The 19,540-nt window shown below is 56.5% G+C and carries 19 protein-coding genes; 6 read left to right on the forward strand and 13 right to left on the reverse strand.

The genetic code is table 11. The annotated features are described in order from the left end of the window. Positions 1–3: 3 nt before the first annotated feature. Together AC2FIC_RS10790 and AC2FIC_RS10795 are read right to left on the reverse strand one after the other, a co-directional pair. Positions 4–1,035, reverse strand: a complete 1,032-nt coding sequence (locus tag AC2FIC_RS10790; RefSeq protein ID WP_142635752.1) for a branched-chain amino acid ABC transporter permease — start codon at positions 1,033–1,035, stop codon at positions 4–6. 96 nt (positions 1,036–1,131) lie between these two features. Continuing rightward, complete coding sequence (locus tag AC2FIC_RS10795; protein ID WP_142635750.1) at positions 1,132–2,478, reverse strand: substrate-binding protein; 1,347 nt, start codon at positions 2,476–2,478, stop codon at positions 1,132–1,134. A 1,119-nt stretch (positions 2,479–3,597) separates the two neighbouring features. Here AC2FIC_RS10795 and AC2FIC_RS10800 point away from each other — a divergent pair. Both AC2FIC_RS10800 and AC2FIC_RS10805 read left to right on the forward strand, forming a co-directional pair. Then, positions 3,598–4,083 carry a helix-turn-helix transcriptional regulator gene (locus tag AC2FIC_RS10800; protein ID WP_496691716.1) on the forward strand — a complete coding sequence of 162 codons (486 nt, stop codon included), beginning with the start codon at positions 3,598–3,600 and terminating at the stop codon, positions 4,081–4,083. Beyond that, positions 4,083–4,574, forward strand: coding sequence for an A24 family peptidase (locus AC2FIC_RS10805; RefSeq protein WP_142635747.1), 492 nt, complete (start codon positions 4,083–4,085; stop codon positions 4,572–4,574). Before AC2FIC_RS10800 ends, AC2FIC_RS10805 begins: the two co-directional genes overlap by 1 nt. 13 nt (positions 4,575–4,587) lie before the next feature. Here the strand turns inward: AC2FIC_RS10805 and AC2FIC_RS10810 are convergent, their stop codons facing one another. From AC2FIC_RS10810 to AC2FIC_RS10850, 9 genes are all read right to left on the reverse strand, one after another. Continuing rightward, complete coding sequence (locus tag AC2FIC_RS10810) at positions 4,588–5,571, reverse strand: type II secretion system F family protein (RefSeq protein ID WP_142635745.1); 984 nt, start codon at positions 5,569–5,571, stop codon at positions 4,588–4,590. A gap of 13 nt (positions 5,572–5,584) precedes the next feature. Then, positions 5,585–6,613 (reverse strand): type II secretion system F family protein, encoded by a 1,029-nt coding sequence (locus AC2FIC_RS10815; protein WP_142635743.1) that lies wholly within the window; start codon positions 6,611–6,613, stop codon positions 5,585–5,587. An 11-nt stretch (positions 6,614–6,624) separates the two neighbouring features. Then, positions 6,625–8,022, reverse strand: coding sequence for a TadA family conjugal transfer-associated ATPase (locus AC2FIC_RS10820; RefSeq protein WP_496691717.1), 1,398 nt, complete (start codon positions 8,020–8,022; stop codon positions 6,625–6,627). Positions 8,023–8,070: 48 nt separating this feature from the next. Continuing rightward, positions 8,071–9,276, reverse strand: a complete 1,206-nt coding sequence (locus AC2FIC_RS10825; RefSeq protein WP_496691718.1) for a CpaE/TadZ family protein — start codon at positions 9,274–9,276, stop codon at positions 8,071–8,073. An 11-nt stretch (positions 9,277–9,287) separates the two neighbouring features. Continuing rightward, a complete protein-coding gene (locus AC2FIC_RS10830) occupies positions 9,288–9,926 on the reverse strand; it encodes a TadE/TadG family type IV pilus assembly protein (RefSeq protein ID WP_496706319.1) in 639 nt (212 codons plus the stop codon). Next, entirely contained in the window at positions 9,923–10,414 is a 492-nt protein-coding gene (locus AC2FIC_RS10835; RefSeq protein WP_271948250.1) for a TadE/TadG family type IV pilus assembly protein, read from the reverse strand. Before AC2FIC_RS10835 ends, AC2FIC_RS10830 begins: the two co-directional genes overlap by 4 nt. Then, the gene (locus tag AC2FIC_RS10840) at positions 10,411–11,895 is read right to left on the reverse strand and encodes a pilus assembly protein TadG-related protein (RefSeq protein ID WP_496870164.1); all 1,485 of its coding nucleotides are present in this window, start codon (positions 11,893–11,895) and stop codon (positions 10,411–10,413) included. The genes AC2FIC_RS10835 and AC2FIC_RS10840 overlap by 4 nt, the downstream gene beginning before the upstream one ends. Positions 11,896–11,925: 30 nt before the next feature. Further along, complete coding sequence (gene cpaB / locus AC2FIC_RS10845) at positions 11,926–12,753, reverse strand: Flp pilus assembly protein CpaB (RefSeq protein ID WP_142635731.1); 828 nt, start codon at positions 12,751–12,753, stop codon at positions 11,926–11,928. Positions 12,754–12,916: 163 nt separating this feature from the next. Further along, on the reverse strand, positions 12,917–13,105 hold the full coding sequence (locus AC2FIC_RS10850) for a Flp family type IVb pilin (protein WP_281972471.1): 189 nt from the start codon (positions 13,103–13,105) through the stop codon (positions 12,917–12,919). 381 nt (positions 13,106–13,486) lie between these two features. Here AC2FIC_RS10850 and AC2FIC_RS10855 point away from each other — a divergent pair, with 381 nt between their 5' ends. Then, positions 13,487–14,485, forward strand: a complete 999-nt coding sequence (locus AC2FIC_RS10855; protein WP_281972472.1) for a LacI family DNA-binding transcriptional regulator — start codon at positions 13,487–13,489, stop codon at positions 14,483–14,485. On the opposite strand, the gene AC2FIC_RS10860 is transcribed toward AC2FIC_RS10855, so the two are convergent. Both AC2FIC_RS10860 and AC2FIC_RS10865 read right to left on the reverse strand, forming a co-directional pair. Next, the gene (locus AC2FIC_RS10860) at positions 14,486–15,619 is read right to left on the reverse strand and encodes a Gfo/Idh/MocA family protein (protein ID WP_271948257.1); all 1,134 of its coding nucleotides are present in this window, start codon (positions 15,617–15,619) and stop codon (positions 14,486–14,488) included. It abuts the gene before it with no gap. 37 nt (positions 15,620–15,656) lie between these two features. Then, a complete protein-coding gene (locus AC2FIC_RS10865; protein ID WP_271948259.1) occupies positions 15,657–16,760 on the reverse strand; it encodes a Gfo/Idh/MocA family protein in 1,104 nt (367 codons plus the stop codon). 126 nt (positions 16,761–16,886) lie between these two features. Here AC2FIC_RS10865 and iolC point away from each other — a divergent pair, with 126 nt between their 5' ends. Genes iolC through AC2FIC_RS10880 form a run of 3 tightly spaced genes read left to right on the forward strand, consistent with a single transcriptional unit; the run spans position 16,887 to position 19,537 of the window. After that, a complete protein-coding gene (gene iolC, locus AC2FIC_RS10870) occupies positions 16,887–17,855 on the forward strand; it encodes a 5-dehydro-2-deoxygluconokinase (protein ID WP_496691890.1) in 969 nt (322 codons plus the stop codon). A gap of 9 nt (positions 17,856–17,864) precedes the next feature. Next, the gene (locus AC2FIC_RS10875) at positions 17,865–18,701 is read left to right on the forward strand and encodes a 5-deoxy-glucuronate isomerase (protein WP_142635722.1); all 837 of its coding nucleotides are present in this window, start codon (positions 17,865–17,867) and stop codon (positions 18,699–18,701) included. Then, positions 18,698–19,537, forward strand: a complete 840-nt coding sequence (locus AC2FIC_RS10880; protein ID WP_496691721.1) for a class II fructose-bisphosphate aldolase — start codon at positions 18,698–18,700, stop codon at positions 19,535–19,537. Before AC2FIC_RS10875 ends, AC2FIC_RS10880 begins: the two co-directional genes overlap by 4 nt. The last annotated feature ends 3 nt before the right edge of the window (positions 19,538–19,540 follow it).

A 19,540-nucleotide genomic window follows, 5' to 3' on the forward strand; every position in this document is an offset into this window, starting at 1 on the left:
GGCTTATTCCTCCATCACGCCTTTGCGCCCCATCAACCCGCGTGGACGGGTCAAAAGCACGATGATGGCGACAAGGTAGATGATGATCTGGTTGATGCCGGGGATCGTGGTCGTGGCCCAGGTGGTCGACGCAAAGCTTTCGAGCACGCCCAGCAGGAACCCGGCCAGAACCGCGCCCGGCAATGAGCCCATCCCCCCCACAACCACAACCACAAAGCTGAGAACCAGAAAGTCCATGCCCATGTGATAATTCGGGGGGTTGAGCGGCCCGTACATCACCCCGGCAAGACCCGCGACCGCGGCCGCAATCCCGAACATGATGGTAAACCGCCTGTCGATATTTATCCCCAGCAGGCCCACCGTTTCACGATCTGCCATGCCAGCCCGCACGACCATGCCAAAGGTTGTGAATTGCAGGAACGAGAACACCGCTCCGATAATGCCAACGGCAAACCCGAAATAGACCAGCCGCCAGATCGGATAGATGATGGCGTTGGGATCGAATCCAACCATGATGCCAAGATCAACAGACCCACTCAGCATATCGGGGGGCGGGGTCTGGATCGGATTGGCACCGAAGAAATATTTGATGATCTCCTGCAGCACGATCGCCAGGCCAAAAGTCACAAGGATCTGATCCGCATGAGGGCGCTTGTAAAAATGTTTGATCAGCCCGCGCTCCATCACATAGCCGACAAACAACATGATCGGGATCGCGAACAGGACAGCCAGAGGAACGGACCAATCTATGATTGACGCGCCAATCTCGGGGCCAAACCAGGCCTCAATATACGGGGTTTCAACCTTCAGCGGGTTGCCCAGAAAATCTTTCTGACTTTCATCAAGGGTCACGTAGCTCAAGTTAAAGAGTTTTTGCAAAGACACGGCGCAGAACGCACCAATCATGAACAGCGCCCCATGGGCAAAGTTCACAACTCCAAGCGTTCCGAAAATCAGCGTCAGGCCAAGCGCGATCAGCGCATAAGCCGACCCCTTGTCCAACCCGTTCAGAATTTGCAGAAGAATGGCGTCCATAGTCCCCACCTTTGGCCTGTCCAGTGGACTCCCCCATAGGCGGGAGAGCCCGTTTTCTAGGTCAGAGAATTTTCGTCGAAAATTCTCGCGCTTGTGTTACGCGCCCGGATTGCATTTACCCAGTTCGCCACCGGCAAACATCGGGTGCTCGGGATCGTATTCGACCTGCGCGCGTGGGGTGATCTCGACGATCTCCAGCGTGTCATAGGCGTTGGTCGGGTTCTCGTTGCCCCGCACCACCAGCACATCCTTGAAGCACTGATGATCCGCGCCACGATACCATGTCGGTCCGTTGCCCAGACCGTCGAACTCGAAATCTTCCAGCGCTTCGGCGACACCACAGGGGTTGAAGGTACCCGCCCGTTCACACGCATCCGCATAGAGCAGAACCTGCGCATAGCAGGTCTGAGCCGAATTGGACGGCGGCTTGCCGTATTTCTCACCAAAGGATTTCACAAAGGCCTTAGTGCCTTCGTCTTGCAGCTGCCAGTTCCAGTTCATCGAACCCAGCACGCCCTTGATGTTCTCGCCAGCACCAGCAGCCATCAATTCGGAATACAGCGGCACGACAATCTTAAAGTCTTTGCCGTTGGCCACCTTGTCGAGCAGGCCGAACTGAATCGCATTGGTCAGCGAGTTCACCATGTTACCGCCATAGTGGTTTAGAACCAGCACATCCGCGCCCGAGTTCAGAACCGGCGCGATATAGGACGAGAAGTCCGTCGACGCGAGCGGTGTTTTGACCGTGTTGACTGTTTCCCATCCCAGGGCTTCGGTCGAGGCCACAATCGACTCTTCCTGAGTCCAGCCCCAGTTGTAGTCAGCGGTCAGATGATAGGCCCGGCGTTCACTGCCCATTTCGGCAGCAAGAACCGGCGCCAGAGCAGCGCCCGACATGTAAGCATTGAAGAAATGGCGGAAACCGTTCGCCTTCTTGTCCTTACCGGTCGTGTCGTTGGCATGGGTCAGGCCAGCCATGAAGATCACGCCCGCTTCCTGACACAGACCCTGAACTGCGACAGCCACGCCCGAGGACGAGCCGCCGTTGATCATGATCGCACCGTCTTTTTCGATCATCGACTTGGCCGATGCGCGTGCGGCGTCCGATTTGGTCTGGGTGTCGCCGGTTACGAACCCGACCTTTTTACCAAGAATCCCGTTCCCTTTCAGGGCCTTGGACGTAAAGGTGTTCAGGCAACCGCCATCGCCCTCACCGTTCAGATGCTCGACTGCAAGCTGCTGTGCCAGCAGTTCATCATTACCCTCTTCTGCATAAGGCCCGGTCTGCGGAACATTGAAACCCAATGTGACAGACGACCCAGAAGGTTCGTTAGTATATGCAGCAGCCGACGATGCGGTAAAAATCGTAGGTAGGGCCAGACCGGTACCGGCAACAGCACCAGACTTCAGCACGCCGCGGCGTGTGACAGATTTATTAGTCATTCATTCCTCCCAGTTCCCTGTTTTACGTCTGTTGGCTCCTCTTCCAGCAAACGATTGCGCAGGTTTACGCACCGCGAGTATGGCGGGGGTTCTGAAAATTTCTCAATAACCTATTCAAAAAGCAGCTATGTTATGTAAACAAATGAACACCTAGGTACGGATTTTTGTAAATTCTTAAACATCTTATGCTTCTTAAGAATTGAAATTAAAAGGTATTATTTGAAAACATGCGGGTGATCGCCATGCAGGCAGTGCCGCTCTGCTCGGCAAGCAAGAAGTTGTTGCTAAATCTAAAGGAGAGCCCGGGCCGCATGATACAGCTCAGATGGTCACCGGGACGAGCTGACTTCCCCTGCAGATCAAGCCGTTTGAACCTGGATTCTCAAACCCGAAGCATCGTGCAAATCAAGAATTGTGACAAATTGAAAAACGGTTAATCCCTCCACGGCTGCATCGGTGAATACAGGCAACCGCCCGACCAACCGACGACCAAACAAGCGCAATAACCTTACAAAAAAGGCATAAACCACTACGCTTCGCCCCGTATTCCGCGAATAGGTCAAAGAAATAGTCCGCGAATTTTGTGCAGTTTGTTTACTGAAACGCGACGAATTGATCGTACATAATTAGGTTAATGATTTTTTAGATGAGTTTTAGACGATTATATAGAACTATAGGAATGTAAAGAATCGGTAGGAGGTTGCGCACTCTTATATTGCAAATGCGCGTTTATGTTTGTTCGAGTACAGGTTGTTATCTATGGTCCGGGGGAATGCTCAGAGCGCTGCGTGGTTGCCAAACGCGCTTCATGCCAGAGCCATCATTAATTTCATTCATTGGAGCCAGGCAGGCGTCGTTCTTGATGCCGCGCTTGAAGGTATCGTCAAAGCATTTGGCGCCGATTGTGCTGTCATCAGCCGTGTGTGGCTGAACAAAGGGGCCCATCGTGTTGCCGCACGGGCTGACACACGGGATCCAAAATTCCAAAGACCGTTGTTTCATTCTTTCGCCAACGACGCCCTCGGCCCGTTTCGGAACAAACCAAAACGCGCCTCGGTGTTTAGTCTGCGAGATGACGGGGCAGACCCCAGTGATATCTCCGCAGTTTTGTTAGATTGGATGTCGCACCGCAAGCTGGATGACATTCTGTTCATATGCCTGGACCATAACGGCGGCGAAATCGACTTTCTGGAACTTCATTTCGGGCAGAGTTCCGAACCCGGTTACCGCGAAGCTATTGAACAGGTGGCTCCGCAACTATCCGAGACCTATCAGGCCCGCCGAGCCGGACTGATCACTGAATCATTGTCTCGGCAATCAGTCACCGCACTCAGAAAATCATACAGTGAAGCACCTATTCTCAGCACCGAGAACCCAACGGGCCTGACCCGTGCCGAATGGCGTGTTTGCGTTCTTGTTTCACGCGGGTTGTCGCCTCAGTCCATTGGTGCCGAACTTGAGATCGGACCAGCGACAGTTCGCACGCATCTCAAGCATATCTATTCAAAAACGGCGCTGGACACCTTCCACATGCTGGCCCGGCGCTTGGTATCGGTAGAAGAGCGCGAGGCCCTTTTTGGGAAACCTGGCCAGGCACGTGCCTGATGCCTGAACTGGACTGGCAGTCCTGGCTGACATTGTGGGTATTCACACCGCTGTTCGTAATGATCGCCTGGACGGATTTCACCCAAATGCGCATCCCTAACCTGTACTGCCTGCTGGGCGGTGCAGTCGTGCTTGTGACCGCGCCGTTTCCGGATTGGAACCAACTGCTGCTGCGCCTTCTTGTGGCCGCAGCGTGTTTTGCGATTTGTTTCGGCCTGTTTGCAGCGGGTTGGCTGGGCGGTGGCGACGCCAAGATATTGCCAATCGTATTTGCCGCAATTCCGGTCCCGGTCGTATCGACCTATCTGCTAATACTGGCAGGCTGCATGGCAGCGGGGCTGATCGGAATGTCGCTGTTTCGGCGTCTCGCCCGACAAACTTCCCCGCATATCAAGTCGACCGCCCAGTCGCGCGAATTTCCTCTTGGAATTGCTATCGGATCATCCGGGGTGATCCTTGCAATCTGGTCGGCTACTGCGCTTTGGTTCTGACCATGTCAGCGTCTTAGGGGCCAAACGCATCCATATAACGGATCACGATCGGGGCCAGGATCAGCCCAGCGATTGCAGGCAGCATAAAACTGGCCATAACCGCCGACATTTGGACAGGCAACTTGTTGGCCTTTTCCTGTGCCCGCACCTCGCGCAGTTCACGCATTTCTTCGGCATAGGTGTTCAAAGCCGCAGCCAGGGGAACGCCAAACCGGGTCGATTGCAGCACAACGCTTACGAATGAGCTCATTTCCTCGATACCTGTTCGACGCGCCATACGCATCAGCGCGGTATCTCGGTCGCGCCCTGCCTGAATCTCGGAAAGCGCAATCAGCATCTCTTCGGACATTTCCGGCGCGACAAGCTGCATTTCAACCGCCACTTTCAGCAAGGCCTGATCAAAACCGAGGCCAGCCTCGATACCGATCTGAAGTAGATCCAGCATGTTCGGAAACGCATTTTCCATCAGGCGCTTGCGCTCTTTGATCCGGGCGCCCATCCATAACTGCGGTATGAGATACCCGATTCCGCACAATACGCCGACATTCCGGATAATCTCGAACGCGTTCAGGCTGGACGTATATTCCGCGATCCGCGCACCCAAGTTGTTTGCCGGTTGCCAGGACATCAGGAAGAGGAAGGCCAGCGGCAGGAACGTCGCCAGCCCCAAACGGATAAGATAGAAATTCACGATTGCGTTTTTGCTGCGAAATCCGGAACGCGCCAACACTTGCCCAACTTCGAAACGTACACTGGCATCGCTGGGTATCAGGGCCGCACTCAAACCTGTCGGCGCTTCGCCCTCGACTTTTTCAGGAACTGCCCGTGACAAAGCCTGACGTGGTCGGCTTGACACCATGCGCTCTGCGGCTGTGGACCGTTCGCTAAGCGAGGACGAGATACCAAGAAACGCTACGACCGCACCTATCAGCACACAGCCTAGAACCAGGATCTGCGTTGATAATTCGCTATCAAAAATCGAACTCAAATACTCCATCGAATACGCCTCTTCAAATCCGGAAATTCACAAGCTTGAACATCACAATCGCGTTCAGGACGATGGTCACGGCGATAACGCTCATAACTGGCACAAAGGCCGGAGAGTCCGCGACATCGCCATAATATGTCGGCGTCATGATGGTCATGAACACGGCAATGCCAACGGGAATGGATGACAGGATATACGCTGTCATGCGGCCTTCGGCCGAGATGGCCTTGACCTTGCGACGCAATGACATGCGCGCTCGGATCACGCGAGCCAGTGTGCGCAGGATGCCGGCCAGGTCGCCACCTGTGCCGTGCTGCATCATCAGTGCAACAGCTAGATATTGGATATCTTCTTCATCGATGCGGTCAGCCATGCTTTTGATCGCAGTTGTCAGTTCTTCGCCATAAGAGACCTGATCAACGACCAGCCCAAACTCGGTTCCAATCGGGTCAGGCATTTCTTCGGCGACACTTTGTAAGGTTGTGTTCAGTGGGTGCCCCACCTTCAATCCACGGGACATCAGGTCCAGCGCATCGGGCAACTGCTTGATCAACGCCGCCTTGCGCTTGCGCAACGTCACCCCCAACGCAACCAGTGGCGCAATCAGGAAAACAAGGGCGCAGGTGGGGACCACTTTCAACGGATCAGCCACCATAGACCCACCAATGGCCGAGATCAGAAAGGCTGCGCCACAACCGGCCAAAAACATTTCGGGAACCATGTTCAGGCCTGAAACCTTCAACGCCAGAGGCAAATCCCCCACTAGCGGGAAACTCCGCAACAGTGGCTTGGCTTCCTGCGGTTTCAACAGGCTGAGGACATCCTCACCCGACTTCCCCTCGGACAGCATCTGAATTCGGCGGTTGATCGCCTCTTCGCGGTTTTCGCCACGCCGCATAAACTGACGCAGCCCTTCAAAAGCAATCAGCGCACCCAGGAAAACCGCAAGTGCAAGAACAAACCTGACATCGAACCCGGCAACTTCCATTTCCGGGCCGATCAGGTTGTTGATGTTCAAATTGGCCAGATATGACCTGATTTTCTCGAACATCCCAGACCTCCTTAGTTGAACTTGACGGTGGACAGGTCGACCCCGGCAGCCGCCAGTGCATCACTGGATTTTGGTCGAATTCCCGTGGGCATGAACCGGCCCAGAACCTTGCCGTTTTCATCCTTGCCTTCGCGCTTGAAGACAAAGATGTCCTGCATGGTGATGATATCGCCTTCCATTCCAGTCACTTCCGAGATCGAAGTAACCCGGCGCGTCCCGTCTGACAGTCGGTTCAACTGAAGCACAAAGTGGATGGCCGAAGCGATGGTGGCCCGGATCGCCGAATGCGGCAGCTCCATCCCGCCCATCTGTACCATCTGTTCGACCCGAGACAGCGCATCGCGTGGACTGTTGGCATGAACGGTCGTCATCGAACCGTCATGGCCGGTATTCATCGCCTGCAGCATGTCGAAGGCCTCTGATCCGCGCACCTCGCCGACCACAATACGGTCAGGGCGCATCCGCAGCGCGTTGCGGACAAGATCACGCTGGGCCACAGCGCCGGTCCCGTCCAAACCGGCTGGGCGGGTCTCCATGCGGAGAACATGTTCCTGCTGCAGTTGCAGTTCAGCAGCGTCTTCGATGGTCACGACCCGTTCGTTGCCGCCGATATAGGAAGACAAGGCATTCAGCATCGTCGTTTTACCTGATCCGGTTCCTCCGGAAATCAGGACATTCATCTTTGCCTCGACCAGACCGCGCAACAACGCCGCGGCACTGTCATTCAATGCATCGTTCTTAACCAACCGCTCCATCGTCAGCGGTACGCGGGCGAATTTACGGATCGACAAGGCCGGCCCGTCCAGCGCGCAGGGCCGAATGATCGCGTTTACACGGCTGCCATCCTCAAGCCGCGCATCCACCCAAGGCTGGCGTTCATCGATACGACGGCCAACACGGCTGACAATCTTGTCGATGATCCGCAGCAAATGGCGTTCATCCCGAAAACGCGCCGAAGTTTTTTCCAGAATACCTGAACGTTCGACGAAAATCTGCTTGTGACCGTTCACCAGAATATCGTTGATCGAAGGGTCGGCCAGCAAAGGCTCCAGTGGCCCAAGCCCAAGCACCTCGTGCATCAGTTCTTCGACCAAAAGCTTGATTTCCTCGGACCGCATGGCCCGGCCCTCGGACCGCAACAGATCAGTTGCGTGTTTGCCGATTTCGCCCCGCAATGTGTCTTCTTCGACCTTGTCGATCACAGCCAGATTCAGCTTATCAAGCAACGAGTTGTGCATCCTGGCCTTGAGGTCGATACGGTCCATCTCGCGCTCGCGCTCCATGGCACGGCGTTCGGCGTTCTTGACCTCGATATCAGCAACATTTCCGTTCGGCTGTTTCGTGTCCAACGGCACAACTTTTGGGGATTGGGATGTTGTGCGACCCGTTCTGTCAAATTCACGAAACATTCTGCTTTACCTTTTACTTAACTGATCTTCACATCTTCGGACTTCGATTTACTGTTTGCCCACGCGTGGCGGCAGAGAAACTGTGGTTTCCTGCGCGATACGGCGGATGGCCCGTGTCAGAGGCGCCCGATTTGAGACCTCTTGCAGAGGTACGCCCCGGTCCACGCATTCACGAACGGTTCGCTCATCCTTGGGAACCCAGTGGGCGAAATCCTGTTCCAACAACTTTGCCGCTGCGCGGTGATGCGCGGCCGGGATCAGGGGTTTCTTTTCCAGGCTCGCAACCAGCTGAATTTCCAAGGCCGGGTTTTCGGCGTGATAGAAATCCATCAATTTCCGCGCTGACCGGATCGAAGGCACCGCGACATCCGTTACCAAAAGCAGCCGGTCGGCTTGGGACAAAACCGGCGTAATCCACTCGACCAGAGCTCTCGGCAGATCAATAATCACATAATCATGGCTGCGCTTGAGGCTGTCCAAAATGGCCGAGATCTGTTCTTCATTAATGGCACTGAGAGGACCAAAGCGCGACGGTGCAGCCAGAACATCAACCCCACAGGGGGACTTGGTCATGGCCTGTTCCAGAAAGGCGCCATCGGGAATGCTCTCATCCATCGCCATCCGCCACATGGCGTCACTTTCCTCAACATCCATCAGAGCGGCAATAGATCCGAACTGAAAATCCAAATCGACAACCGCGACTTCGTTGGCGGCTTTCTTCTTGAAGAACCCTTCCTTGGCCTGTAGCTCGTTGGCCAGATTGGCAGCGACGATAGACGATCCAACCCCACCACGGGATTTGGCCACGGCGATCACTTTGCCCAGGGTTGCCTGACCGCCCCACACGGCCGGCAACTGCGCCTGACGGCGGGCCCGGATTGCGTCCACCTGCGGCACAATTTCCTCGTCGATCCACTTTCTCGGAAGAACGTCGTCGACACCAAGCTTTTTCAGCTGGCGCGCCTTTTCCAAGGGCAGATCCTCGTGGGCCAACGCAATGATGATCGCATTTGGCATACGGGCATCACAGATTTTCCGTGCGGTTTGCAGTAGGTCCCCGGAATTCTCATCCACATCGAACAGAACAACATCATGCTCTGCAGTCAGCGAGATCGCAGAGCCGTTTACCCCCGCAACGGTGTCCTGACGACCGGTGAACCGGCAGTTCGCCTGCCCCCGTAACGAGCCTTCGATGGCCGAGTAAATCTGCTCGTCCGGTGAAATCAACAATACTGAAATCTGCTTGGCACTCATTATGTTTCTCCTTACTCACTCGCCCCGGCCGCCAGATCTTCGGCGGGAACCGATGTGCTCATCGCGGGAAGAGAAATACTGTTGGGGGTATTTGACGCAGGTGTTGTGCCGTTCGACGCAAGAGCGGCCAGACCGGCGATTGGCATCATGAAGTTAAAGTTTACGTTAACAAGTTCGGCGGTAACGACCGGCGTATATGGCCCCCCTAAAAATCCAAGGCGCGCGTCATGCGAATATCCGATCTGTACGTTGGCGGCAGTCGTTCCCGGTGGCAGCAACATGCGGATATCATTCCAGACACGTGCGCCGTAATCCGTCGCGGTATTCAACGGGCAAGGCGCAGGCAGGGCAGGCACGGCACAGACATTGCCACTGCGGCAGAGCACCCCAAATTTCGTACTTGTAGGAGCGCCGCTTGCCAGCGTGTGCTCGGTCGGCAACGCACCGCAAAGCGGAGGCCCAAGAGTTGCCAGCCTGGATGCTTTTTGCATCGCCTTCTGCGCCATGGTAGTCGACCAGAACAACCGGCCATAATCCACAATGCCGAACATCAGCAACAGGAACAGTGGAATGACCATCCCCAATTCGACTAGGGCAGCGCCACGCTCCTGACTTCGGAAGGTCCGCAGGATATGCGACAACCGGGTCATACGCCGAACACCCGGCTCTGATCCGAAATCACCGTGTCAAGCGTGCTAACAGCCCCGCCGAACAGGCCCAGAACATTGCCCAGGATAAAATCAATCTGGATTTTCGCAGTCACTTCGACCACTGAGGTCGGGTCAATACGATAGCTGCCAGACCGCGATATGCAGGTCGGGGTTACATCCACCAGCGTTGTTCCGACCGGCAAATGCGCCCCACCGCCCAGTCGGTTGGCGACAATATCTGTGGCCATTGCATCATAGCTTGCAACGCCGCCCGCGCTGCATAGATCCAGCGGTGCGATGCGCGCGATCATGCGTGACGCATCCCGTACGCCGGCAGATGTCGCCTGATGTATCCAGGTGATCCGGCTGCCCTCGATGATCACAACAAAGAACAGCAAGATAACCGGCAGAACCATGGCGAACTCGACCATCGGCGCGCCAGACTCGCAGCGCTGAAAGCGTGACAGGAAGCGACCCAGCGGCTTCATCGGTACAGCCTCACGACATCGCGGAAAATGCCATCAACGGCACTGCCACCAACTCCGCCGCCAACCTGTTTGACCACCTCGACGAAGATGTCGAAATCCGAACCTGTGGATTCTTCAAGTGGCTGAAACAGAAAGACTTTTACGAATTCCTTCACCGGCACATCGGTGGCCCGCCCGGAAACCGGATTCGCGGTGCAGTCAATCGCTGCGGCGATGAACGTACGCCGCTCGGGATCGGTGCTGGGTTGGCCTGAACATTGGGCGCGGCCGGTCTCGTCCCGTCCGGTGACGATATCGCCCGACCCGGCCCGGCTGACCTCATCCAGATATACCTGATACCGGGTGTTTCCTGTCGGTGCGCCCTGCGCATGCGGTGTCAGCGTACCGTCCGGTCCAACTCCATAATTCATAAGATTGTAAGCCGCTTGCCCTGACGTCCAGTTGCCATTGCCAAAACGGCTGCCATTGCAAAGACCACTCACCGGGTCAAAGCAATCATCCGGCGGCATTGGAATAGTATTGGTCGACAGGTCCGGGTTGTTTTTCACACAGCCCCCGCCAGAATGGTCCCAGCCTGAAATCACATTTGGACCCGGCGCATAGTCTGGATCGTTCTTCAGTTGGTTCATGGTCGCCTGGAACATATCGAACCGCGAATTGTAGATCGCGCTGCCAATCCCGTTACGCTGACCGGGTTCGGTGTCGACACCGCGCTGAGACACGCATTTAGTCAGGTTCCCATTCGCAGCAATGAGGCAGATATACAGCTTTGAGCCGGTCAGACCGGCGCATGGCCCGTTTGGATTGATCCCGATATCCGTTGGATCCAGAAATCCGAAATTCCCCGGCCCCCAGGCCGAGTTGTTGCCGCCAGTACGCAATTTGATGGAAGCGCCGATATTGGCGCTGGAGGTCCAGCCCGACGGGATGCAGAACATCAACGGCGTTACGTCACAGGCATATGCTGAATACCCAGCGATCGAGACTGAATTCACCTCTCCGGACGGGCTGGCGACACCCAGCAAGCTGGCCAGCGATCGGCCAAAAGGCAGGAAAACAGTCCGTGGTGTCGCGGTCACCTCGACCAAGACGGCACGCGCCGGGTCTGTCGTCACAAAGGGCGTAACCGAGTCGTTATCGTCTGGGTCTGCCGCCGGAGTCGGCAATCCGGTCAGAAAGCGAAGCGAAAAATCCGCCGAAGTTCCAAGGCTTTGGCTGCCATCCGCGAAAAACTGTTCGTCGTCGATCATGCCGGATGCCGCAGCTGTTGCACGTGTAATGGCGTCAGCATTGCCATCCAGCTCTCCTGCGGCGGCAAGCGCCACGTGGTCGGTATAGGCTTGCAGGTCAGTTTGGGTAGAGGCGATACGCCCCAGATCAAAAGTCAGTGCAGCCATTCCGATCATGACGACCATGAACATGCCGACAAAAACCAGAATTGTGCCGTCTTCTTTGTCCCTGATTTTGCGTAGCGAAGTCATATCAACCTCCCTCGAAAGACCAACCTGACCTCAGTTCACCGGCTCAGTTGTTGCACTGGTGTTCCCAAAGACCTGAATTTCCTGAACGTCGGTTGCCCCACGGCGAACTTTCACAATCGGCCTGGGCGTGCCCTCTTCTAGCGGTGATTTTTCAAGAAGGATGTCGCTGAGGCGAACCGCTTCCAGCGGCTTATCCTCTTCTGTTTGCAGAGACCGCAGAGACAGGCTGAGCTGCCCGGCCTTCTGCGCCAGAGCCAACTTCTGACCTTCATCCGGGGTGACCTCGATCGTAACCGTGCGGGCAATGCCCGGTTGGTCAAGCTCTTCATCCGCGGTTTGGTCCACGCCGATGACCCGGATATTCTGCAGGATCGTCACTGCACGCAGTGTATCATTGGTGCCGCGGGTCAGAACAATGTCGACAAAGTCGCCAGGCGTTACAAATCCGCCTACCCCTGTCTGCGCGTCGACATTGATCGCCATCGCGCGGTTATTCTCGCCAATCGTCTGAACGATTGTCACTTTTTCACCAAAATCGGAAACTTTCGAGGTCAAAAGAATTTCACCCTGCGCCAAAGCGCGCTTGGCCCGGCGAGGTTCTATGCCGGCGGCAGGCAGGACATCATCAAAGCTTGTAAAAACACCTGCAGGCACAGATGCAGTAGGCCAATCAATGGTCGTCAGCTTGTGCCCTTCGATCGGCGTTCCGAACGCGATATCTTCGGCCACGGCCACAACACGAACTATGGTTGGTTCACCCGCTGACTGATTCCGTCGGATCTGATCCTGTGCCAGAATGACTGCGCCACCCGCCAAACCTATTCCCAGGAAAGTCATCAAAAATGATTTAATACGCATGGTATCCTCCAATTCCCGGGAAAACTCAGGATAATTACTTAATTGGGCCTGAATGGCCAAACAGACCGCTTATGCAAATCAAAGGTGGTCTGGTAGGAAACTGACGCCCCACGCTTGCGAATGGGAAGTCAGGTTTTTTTCACTTGGGAAATTGGCGCGCAGCTTAAGGCGTTGTCCGCTGGGCTGCCGAGTTTGCATCACTAAAGTTGCTGCTGGTCGTGCCAGCCAAATTGGTCAGAATTGTCCCGCCGACGACAATCGCAACAAACAGCGCGATGCCATATTCAACCAGGGTGGCGCCACTCTCGTCTTTGCGTAGCTTCAGAAATACTTTGCGAATTCCATTCAACATTACTTGAACTCCAGACTGTTTTACCAAAGTGCGAAATCCCGCACTGACACGAGGAACACACCCCCGTTAACTAAATCGTTACTGATGAGGCGGTGCCGAAACCTCCCCACAAACGAAAAGAAATTCCCGCTTAGGGCGAATTTTCGATCATTTTGGGCGGAAATGTGTCAAATCGCGGACCGATTTACGGTGCGCGGCGGCAGATTTACCTGATCTCCCGTCAGAAAGAATCGATTGGTGAGAAGCTGCTCGGGGTCAATAAACCGGGCCCCGCGTCAAACGAGCAATCATTTGCAACCGATTGCAGCCACCAGACTAACTGGCTTAGTATCACGACATGAAAATGTCTGTCATCCCACCTTTCTTCTGCAGGTACGAAACATGAGCGTCACCCTAAAAGACGTCGCAGCTCTGGCCGGGGTGTCGCGCTCTGCCGTGTCGCGCACCTTTACCGAGGGTGCCTCGGTTTCGGCAAAAACCCGAAGCAAGGTGGAAAAGGCCGCGGCGGAACTGGGTTACAGCCCAAACGCCCTGGCCTCGTCCCTGACCACAGGGCGGACAAAACTGATTGGGTTGATCTCGAACAACTTTCACAACCCGATTTTCCTTGAAGTCTTCGATCAATTCACGCGCGCCTTGCAGGAACGCGGTTTGCGCCCGTTGATCGTGAACCTGACCGATGAGACCGAGCCTGCCAATTCCGTTCGGATGCTGCGCCAGTATTCTGTTGACGCTGCCATCGTGGCCTCTTCGACCCTGCCGCCAAGTTTCGCCAAGGCGTTTCACGATGCCGGTGTTCCGGTTGTGCATACGTTCGGGCGCTCGGCGACCTCACCAGAGGTACATGTCGTCGGGATCGACAATGTCGAATGTGGTCGCATGGCAGCCCGCGAGCTGCAGGCGCGGGGCTATCGGCGTGTTGGATATCTGGGCGGGCCAAAGGATGCGACCTCGGCCATGGATCGCTATCAGGGCTTTATGGAAGAGGCCGAAAAGCACCCTGGTCTTGAGGTCACATACTCTTTCGCCGGGGCCTATTCATTTGAGGCGGGGCGCGCGGAAATGCTGGATCTGCTAAAGGGTCAACCAGCCGAAAGCTATTTCTGCGGCGATGACATTCTGTCCGTCGGGGCGCTGTCCGCCCTGTCGGATCACGGGCTTAAACCGGGCAAGGATATCGGGATCATCGGCCTGAATGACATGGAGATGTCGCGTTGGGAAAGCGTAAATCTGACAACCATCCACCAACCGATCAAGCAAATCATCACCTCGTCTGTGGATCTGGTGGAAGAAATGCTGAAAGACCCCGAGCGTTATCCCGAGGCCCGCATTTTCCCCTGCCGCGTAGTCGAAAGGGGCACACTGCGCCCCCGCGCCTAGTCAGCGGAACATAGGGGGGCGCGCATCCTTCCAGGCTCCGTCTTCATTGCCCGACGCAACGGCAGCATGGACCGCTGCGATAGACCGCACCCCATCCGCTGCGCCTGGCAACCCGTCGCGGGTTTCGCCACGAATGGCATCGGCCAGATCGCAATAGATGTTGGCCACAGCCAAGGGAAACCCTTCAGGATGTGCGATGGCCACCCGCGACAGGCGCTGGGCGTCCTCGTACAAGCCACCTTCGCCCTTTTCAATGATCTGTGTGCGGCCGCCGACCGGTGTATAGAGCAACTGGTTGGGCTGTTCCGAGGTCCAGCGCAGACCGCCGGTTTCACCGAAGACCTGAATGTCGAACCCATGTTGGCGCCCGATCGCAACGGACGAAGTCCACAAGCGCCCGACGGTGCCACGCTCTGTCCGGAAGTTGACCATGGCATCATCCTCCAGCACGCGGCTTGAGATGGTCGAGGCCATGTCGGCGGACAGCGACGTGACCTCATCATCGCAAATGAAGCTGGCCATATGCAGCGCGTGTATACCGCAATCCGCGAACTGCCCCGAGACACCGGCCATCGCCGGATCATACCGCCAGCGCACGCGTGGATTGTCGGCGTCAGTGGCATCCCCGTGGTGGCCGTGGCTGAAATTCGTCACGACCAGACGCACCTTGCCGATATCCCCGACCCTCACCATTGCACGTGCCTGGCGCACCATCGGATAAGCCGAATAGCAATAATTCACGGCGCATAGCTTGCCCGATGCTTCGGCGATGCGCACGATCTCTTCGCCTTCGTCCACGGTCATCGTCATCGGCTTTTCGCACAGAACGTTAAAACCCGCCTCGAGATAGGCCTTGGCAATTTCAAAATGGGTCGAGTTCGGTGTCGCGATGGTAACCAGATCGATGCGGTCGCTACGGTCTTTTTCACCGGCTAGCATCTCTTGCCAGTTGCCATAGGCGCGATCAGTTGCAACGCCCAAACGCTGTGCATATTCACGTCCCACGTCGGGGCGGTGGTCCAACGCTCCGGCAGCGAACTCAAACAGCCCATCGGCCTGTGCGCCAAGGCGGTGCGCAGGGCCAATCTGGCTGCCTTCACCGCCACCGATCATGCCCCATTTCAGCTTAGTCATGGTCTTAGTCTCTCTTTGGAAATTGGGTGGTGAGCTTTCAGAAATCGCTGATATCTGTCCATTGCCGCCCGTCTGACGATGCCAATGCAGCCGCCAGAACGCGGTTCACCTCGTGCCCATCGCGGAAGGTGGGCCAGATATTCTGCCCAGAATGGATGGCCTGCAGGAAATCCTTGGCCTCGATAATGATCTGATCCTGATATCCTGTGCCGTGCCCCGGACCCTGGCAAAAAGGTTCGTAATCCGGGTGCGCAGGGCCTGTCAGGATCTTGGTAAAACCGCGTGCAGCTTCGGGACCTTCGCGGCGATACAGCCACAAGGCATTCTGGTCCTCCTGATCGAACCGGATCGCACCTTTGGTACCCGAGACTTCATAGGCGTAGCCCATCTTGCGACCCGTTGCGACACGGCTGAAATAGAGGTTGCCCATGACCCCGCTTTCAAAACGGCACATCATCTGCGCGTGATCATCATTGGTAACTTCGCCGCCGGGGCGATGCCGGTGCACCGTCTCCACATCGGCCATAACCTGAGTGATCGGCCCGATCAGCGCCAACGCACCATTCACCATATGCGGAGCAAGATCGCCGATGGTTCCATTGGCCATTCCCGTTGTGCGCCAGGTTGCCGGGGCCTCGGGGTCGGCATAGAAATCCTCGGTATGTTCGCCACGGAACCATGTGACCTGACCGATTTCCCCTTCAGCAATAAGCTGACGCGCATATTGGCTAGCGGGCGTACGGATATAGTTGAACCCGACCATGTTGATTGCACCTGTGGCCTCGGCTGCCGACACCATCGCGCGGCTGTCGTCCAAGGACGCCCCCAAGGGTTTTTCGCACAGCACAGGTTTACCAAGGGCAAACGCCGCCTCAGCGATTTGACGGTGTGTCGACTGAGGTGAGGCGATCACAATGGCCTCGACCTTTGGATCCTCGACCAGCATGCGCCAGTCATCGGTGGCGCGCTGGAACCCGTAGGCGGCGCGATAGACTTCCGCGCTTGCAGATGTCGAGGCACAGATCACCTCAAGCCGCGGGCGCAGCGCGGTGTCGAACACCGCACCTACCGCTGACATCGCGACGGAGTGGGCCTTGCCCATATAGCCGCCGCCAACAATTCCAATTCCAATTTCAGGCATCTGCCGCGGCCTCGCACATATCATTTGCAACCGGTTGCAAAATCAGTATCGTGTGAATCGATTCAACGCAAGGATCAACACACCTTGCCGACCCTTTTCGCCGGAGGAAATGACGTGACCGCTTTGATGGACGGTATCAAAGGAAACCGCTTTGGCGTCTTGGGTCGTGCGGGCATGGACCTGTTTGCCGATCCCATCGGCGAGAAAAGTGAGGATGCCGACGCGTTCCGGGCCGATCTGGGCGGTTCATCGGCAAATATATGTGTGGGTCTGGTCAAGCTGGGCAGTCAAGCGTCGCTGATCACCTCGGTATCTGACGACGCGGTCGCGCGGTTCTGCCTGAACCGGCTGGCGCATTACGGCGTCGATACGTCCAACATACGGGTTGTAAGGGGCGAATACCGCATGTCGCTGGCAATCTACGAAAGCCGGACAGAAGATTTCCAGAATGTCATCTACCGCAATGGCGCAGTCGATTTCCAAGTCACCGAAGAGGATATGGACCGGGTCGATTTCAGCGCCTTCTCGGCTGTGATCTCGGCCGGAACCGTCTTTGCGGCCGAGCCTTCGCGCAGCGCCACATTCCGGGCCATCGACACGGCCCGCAAGGCCGGTGTGCCCGTAATATTTGACATAGACTATCGCCCTTACAGTTGGCCCTCACCCGAAGTCGCGTCCGAGGTCCTGTCCCGCGCCGGTGACGCCAGTGATCTGATCGTAGGCAATGACGAAGAATTCGGTTTCATGGCGGGCGGGATAAACAAAGGGTTTGCCAAGGCGCAGGAACTGGCGGCCAAACCAGGCCGCGTGGTGATCTATAAAATGGGTGAAAAAGGCGCCATCACGCTGATGGACGGGCAGGAATTTCAGACAGGCATCTATCCGGTGACTGCCGTCAAGCCGAATGGCGCAGGTGACAGTTTCATGGCCGGGTTACTGGCCTCGGTTGCAGCGGGGTACTCGCTGAAGGACGCGGTGATGCGCGGTTCGGCCTGCGCCTCGATCGTCGTGTCTCAACCCGGCTGCGCGCCCGCTATGCCGACCACCGAACAGCTGGACACGTTTCTGGCCACCCATCCCGGCCCCACGGCATAGGAGATCCCAATGCATATCGCCCCCTATGAGAACCAGAACAAACCCATCGTGGATGCCGATGACCCAATGGTGCCCCTGAACTATTTCAACATCGTCAAACTGAAACAGGGCGAGGCGTTCGAATATCAAGTGCCGGGGTATGAGACCTGCATCGTCCCGGCCACAGGTACGGTCGATGTGGATGTCGAAGGCGTGCAATTTGCCATGCTGGGCAACCGAGGAGAGGATGTCTGGGATGGAGAGCCAGAGGGCGTTTATGCACCCGTTGGGGCCAAGGTGCAGATCGTCTGCGCCTCGGACCACACCGAAGTCTTCATCGCGGGCGCCAGATACGACAAGGTGCTGGACCCGTTCGATGTCCGCCAGCACGATCTGGTGCAATACGGCAGCGACGACACCAAAACCCACCGCAAGATCAAGCACATCCTGGGCCAGAAACAGCATGACAAGGTGGGCCGTCTGCTGGTGAGTGAGCTGTTCACCGTGGGTCAGGGGGGATGGTCGGGGTTTCCCAGCCACAAACACGATACCAACCGGTTGCCGGATGAAACCCGCCATGACGAGACCTATAATTTCCGTTTCAAACCCAACTGGGGCTCGGGCCTGCAGATGCTGCAGCGCGAGGATAACGAACCGGGCGACGCCTATCATATCATGGACGGATCGACCGTCTGTATCGACAAGGGTTATCACCCCTGCTGCGTCCTGCCGGGGTATGAGATGTACTATTTCACGATCCTCGGCGGCCTGACCCAACGCTCGCTGGTCCAGTATTTCCAGCCCACCCATGCCTATCAGATCGAAACCATACCGGGCATCAAAGACATGATTGCAAAATTCAAATGACCCTCGCCACACTGAAAGACGTTCTGCAACCGGCTTATGAACAAGGCTATGCCGTGGGCGGCCTGGTCACGTTAGGATGGGAGGATATGCGCGCCTATGTGGCCGCAGCCGAAGCCGAAAACGCGCCTCTGATTCTGCAGGCCGGACCCAGTTGCCGCGAGCACACCCCCCTGCCCGTTCTGGGCAAGATGTTCCGCTATCTGGCCGAAAACGCCTCTGTCCCCGTCGTCGCCCACCTGGACCATGGGTACACCTTCGAGGACTGCAAAATCGCGTTGGACAGCGGCTTTACCTCGCTGATGTTCGACGGGTCGCGTAAGCCATTGCAGCAAAACATCGATGAGACCGCGGCCATTGCCGAAATGGCCCATGCGGCAGGGATTTCATGCGAGGGAGAGATCGGCTTTGTGGGGTATTCCGGTGGCGAAGGCTCAAATGGTACCGACCCCGAGGAAGCCGCGAAGTTTGCACGCGAAAGCGGCGTCGACGCGATGGCGATTTCGGTTGGCAATGTTCACTTGCAGCAAAACAAAGAAGGTGGCCTGGATGAGGCGCGTATCGCCGAAATCGATGCCGTGACCGAAGTGCCTTTGGTCATTCATGGCGGGTCCGGTGTGCCGGTAGAGCAGCGTATGAAGCTGGCGCGCGAGACCTCGATCTGCAAGTTCAATATCGGGACCGAACTGCGCATGGCCTTTGGCACGGCGATGCGAGAGGCCGTCAACCGCGACCCCGACAGGTTCGACCGCGTCACCATCCTGAAGGAAACCCACAACCCGGTCGAGGCAGCCGCCCGCACCGTGATCCGAGCATTCGGCGCCCCGCCCCAGCGTTAGGGC

The organism is Ruegeria sp. CDSC079 (assembly GCF_059610505.1).

Coding starts and splice junctions, on each gene's coding strand:
- AC2FIC_RS10820 (WP_496691717.1), bottom strand. CDS start 8,022: ATGTTTCGTGAATTTGACAGAACGGGTCGCACAACATCCCAATCCCCA.
- cpaB (WP_142635731.1), bottom strand. CDS start 12,753: ATGCGTATTAAATCATTTTTGATGACTTTCCTGGGAATAGGTTTGGCG.
- AC2FIC_RS10815 (WP_142635743.1), bottom strand. CDS start 6,613: ATGTTCGAGAAAATCAGGTCATATCTGGCCAATTTGAACATCAACAAC.
- AC2FIC_RS10865 (WP_271948259.1), bottom strand. CDS start 16,760: ATGCCTGAAATTGGAATTGGAATTGTTGGCGGCGGCTATATGGGCAAG.
- AC2FIC_RS10855 (WP_281972472.1), top strand. CDS start 13,487: ATGAGCGTCACCCTAAAAGACGTCGCAGCTCTGGCCGGGGTGTCGCGC.
- iolC (WP_496691890.1), top strand. CDS start 16,887: ATGGACGGTATCAAAGGAAACCGCTTTGGCGTCTTGGGTCGTGCGGGC.
- AC2FIC_RS10800 (WP_496691716.1), top strand. CDS start 3,598: ATGTCGCACCGCAAGCTGGATGACATTCTGTTCATATGCCTGGACCAT.
- AC2FIC_RS10880 (WP_496691721.1), top strand. CDS start 18,698: ATGACCCTCGCCACACTGAAAGACGTTCTGCAACCGGCTTATGAACAA.
- AC2FIC_RS10825 (WP_496691718.1), bottom strand. CDS start 9,276: ATGAGTGCCAAGCAGATTTCAGTATTGTTGATTTCACCGGACGAGCAG.
- AC2FIC_RS10835 (WP_271948250.1), bottom strand. CDS start 10,414: ATGAAGCCGCTGGGTCGCTTCCTGTCACGCTTTCAGCGCTGCGAGTCT.
- AC2FIC_RS10795 (WP_142635750.1), bottom strand. CDS start 2,478: ATGACTAATAAATCTGTCACACGCCGCGGCGTGCTGAAGTCTGGTGCT.
- AC2FIC_RS10860 (WP_271948257.1), bottom strand. CDS start 15,619: ATGACTAAGCTGAAATGGGGCATGATCGGTGGCGGTGAAGGCAGCCAG.
- AC2FIC_RS10810 (WP_142635745.1), bottom strand. CDS start 5,571: ATGGAGTATTTGAGTTCGATTTTTGATAGCGAATTATCAACGCAGATC.
- AC2FIC_RS10875 (WP_142635722.1), top strand. CDS start 17,865: ATGCATATCGCCCCCTATGAGAACCAGAACAAACCCATCGTGGATGCC.
- AC2FIC_RS10850 (WP_281972471.1), bottom strand. CDS start 13,105: ATGTTGAATGGAATTCGCAAAGTATTTCTGAAGCTACGCAAAGACGAG.
- AC2FIC_RS10790 (WP_142635752.1), bottom strand. CDS start 1,035: ATGGACGCCATTCTTCTGCAAATTCTGAACGGGTTGGACAAGGGGTCG.
- AC2FIC_RS10840 (WP_496870164.1), bottom strand. CDS start 11,895: ATGACTTCGCTACGCAAAATCAGGGACAAAGAAGACGGCACAATTCTG.
- AC2FIC_RS10805 (WP_142635747.1), top strand. CDS start 4,083: ATGCCTGAACTGGACTGGCAGTCCTGGCTGACATTGTGGGTATTCACA.
- AC2FIC_RS10830 (WP_496706319.1), bottom strand. CDS start 9,926: ATGACCCGGTTGTCGCATATCCTGCGGACCTTCCGAAGTCAGGAGCGT.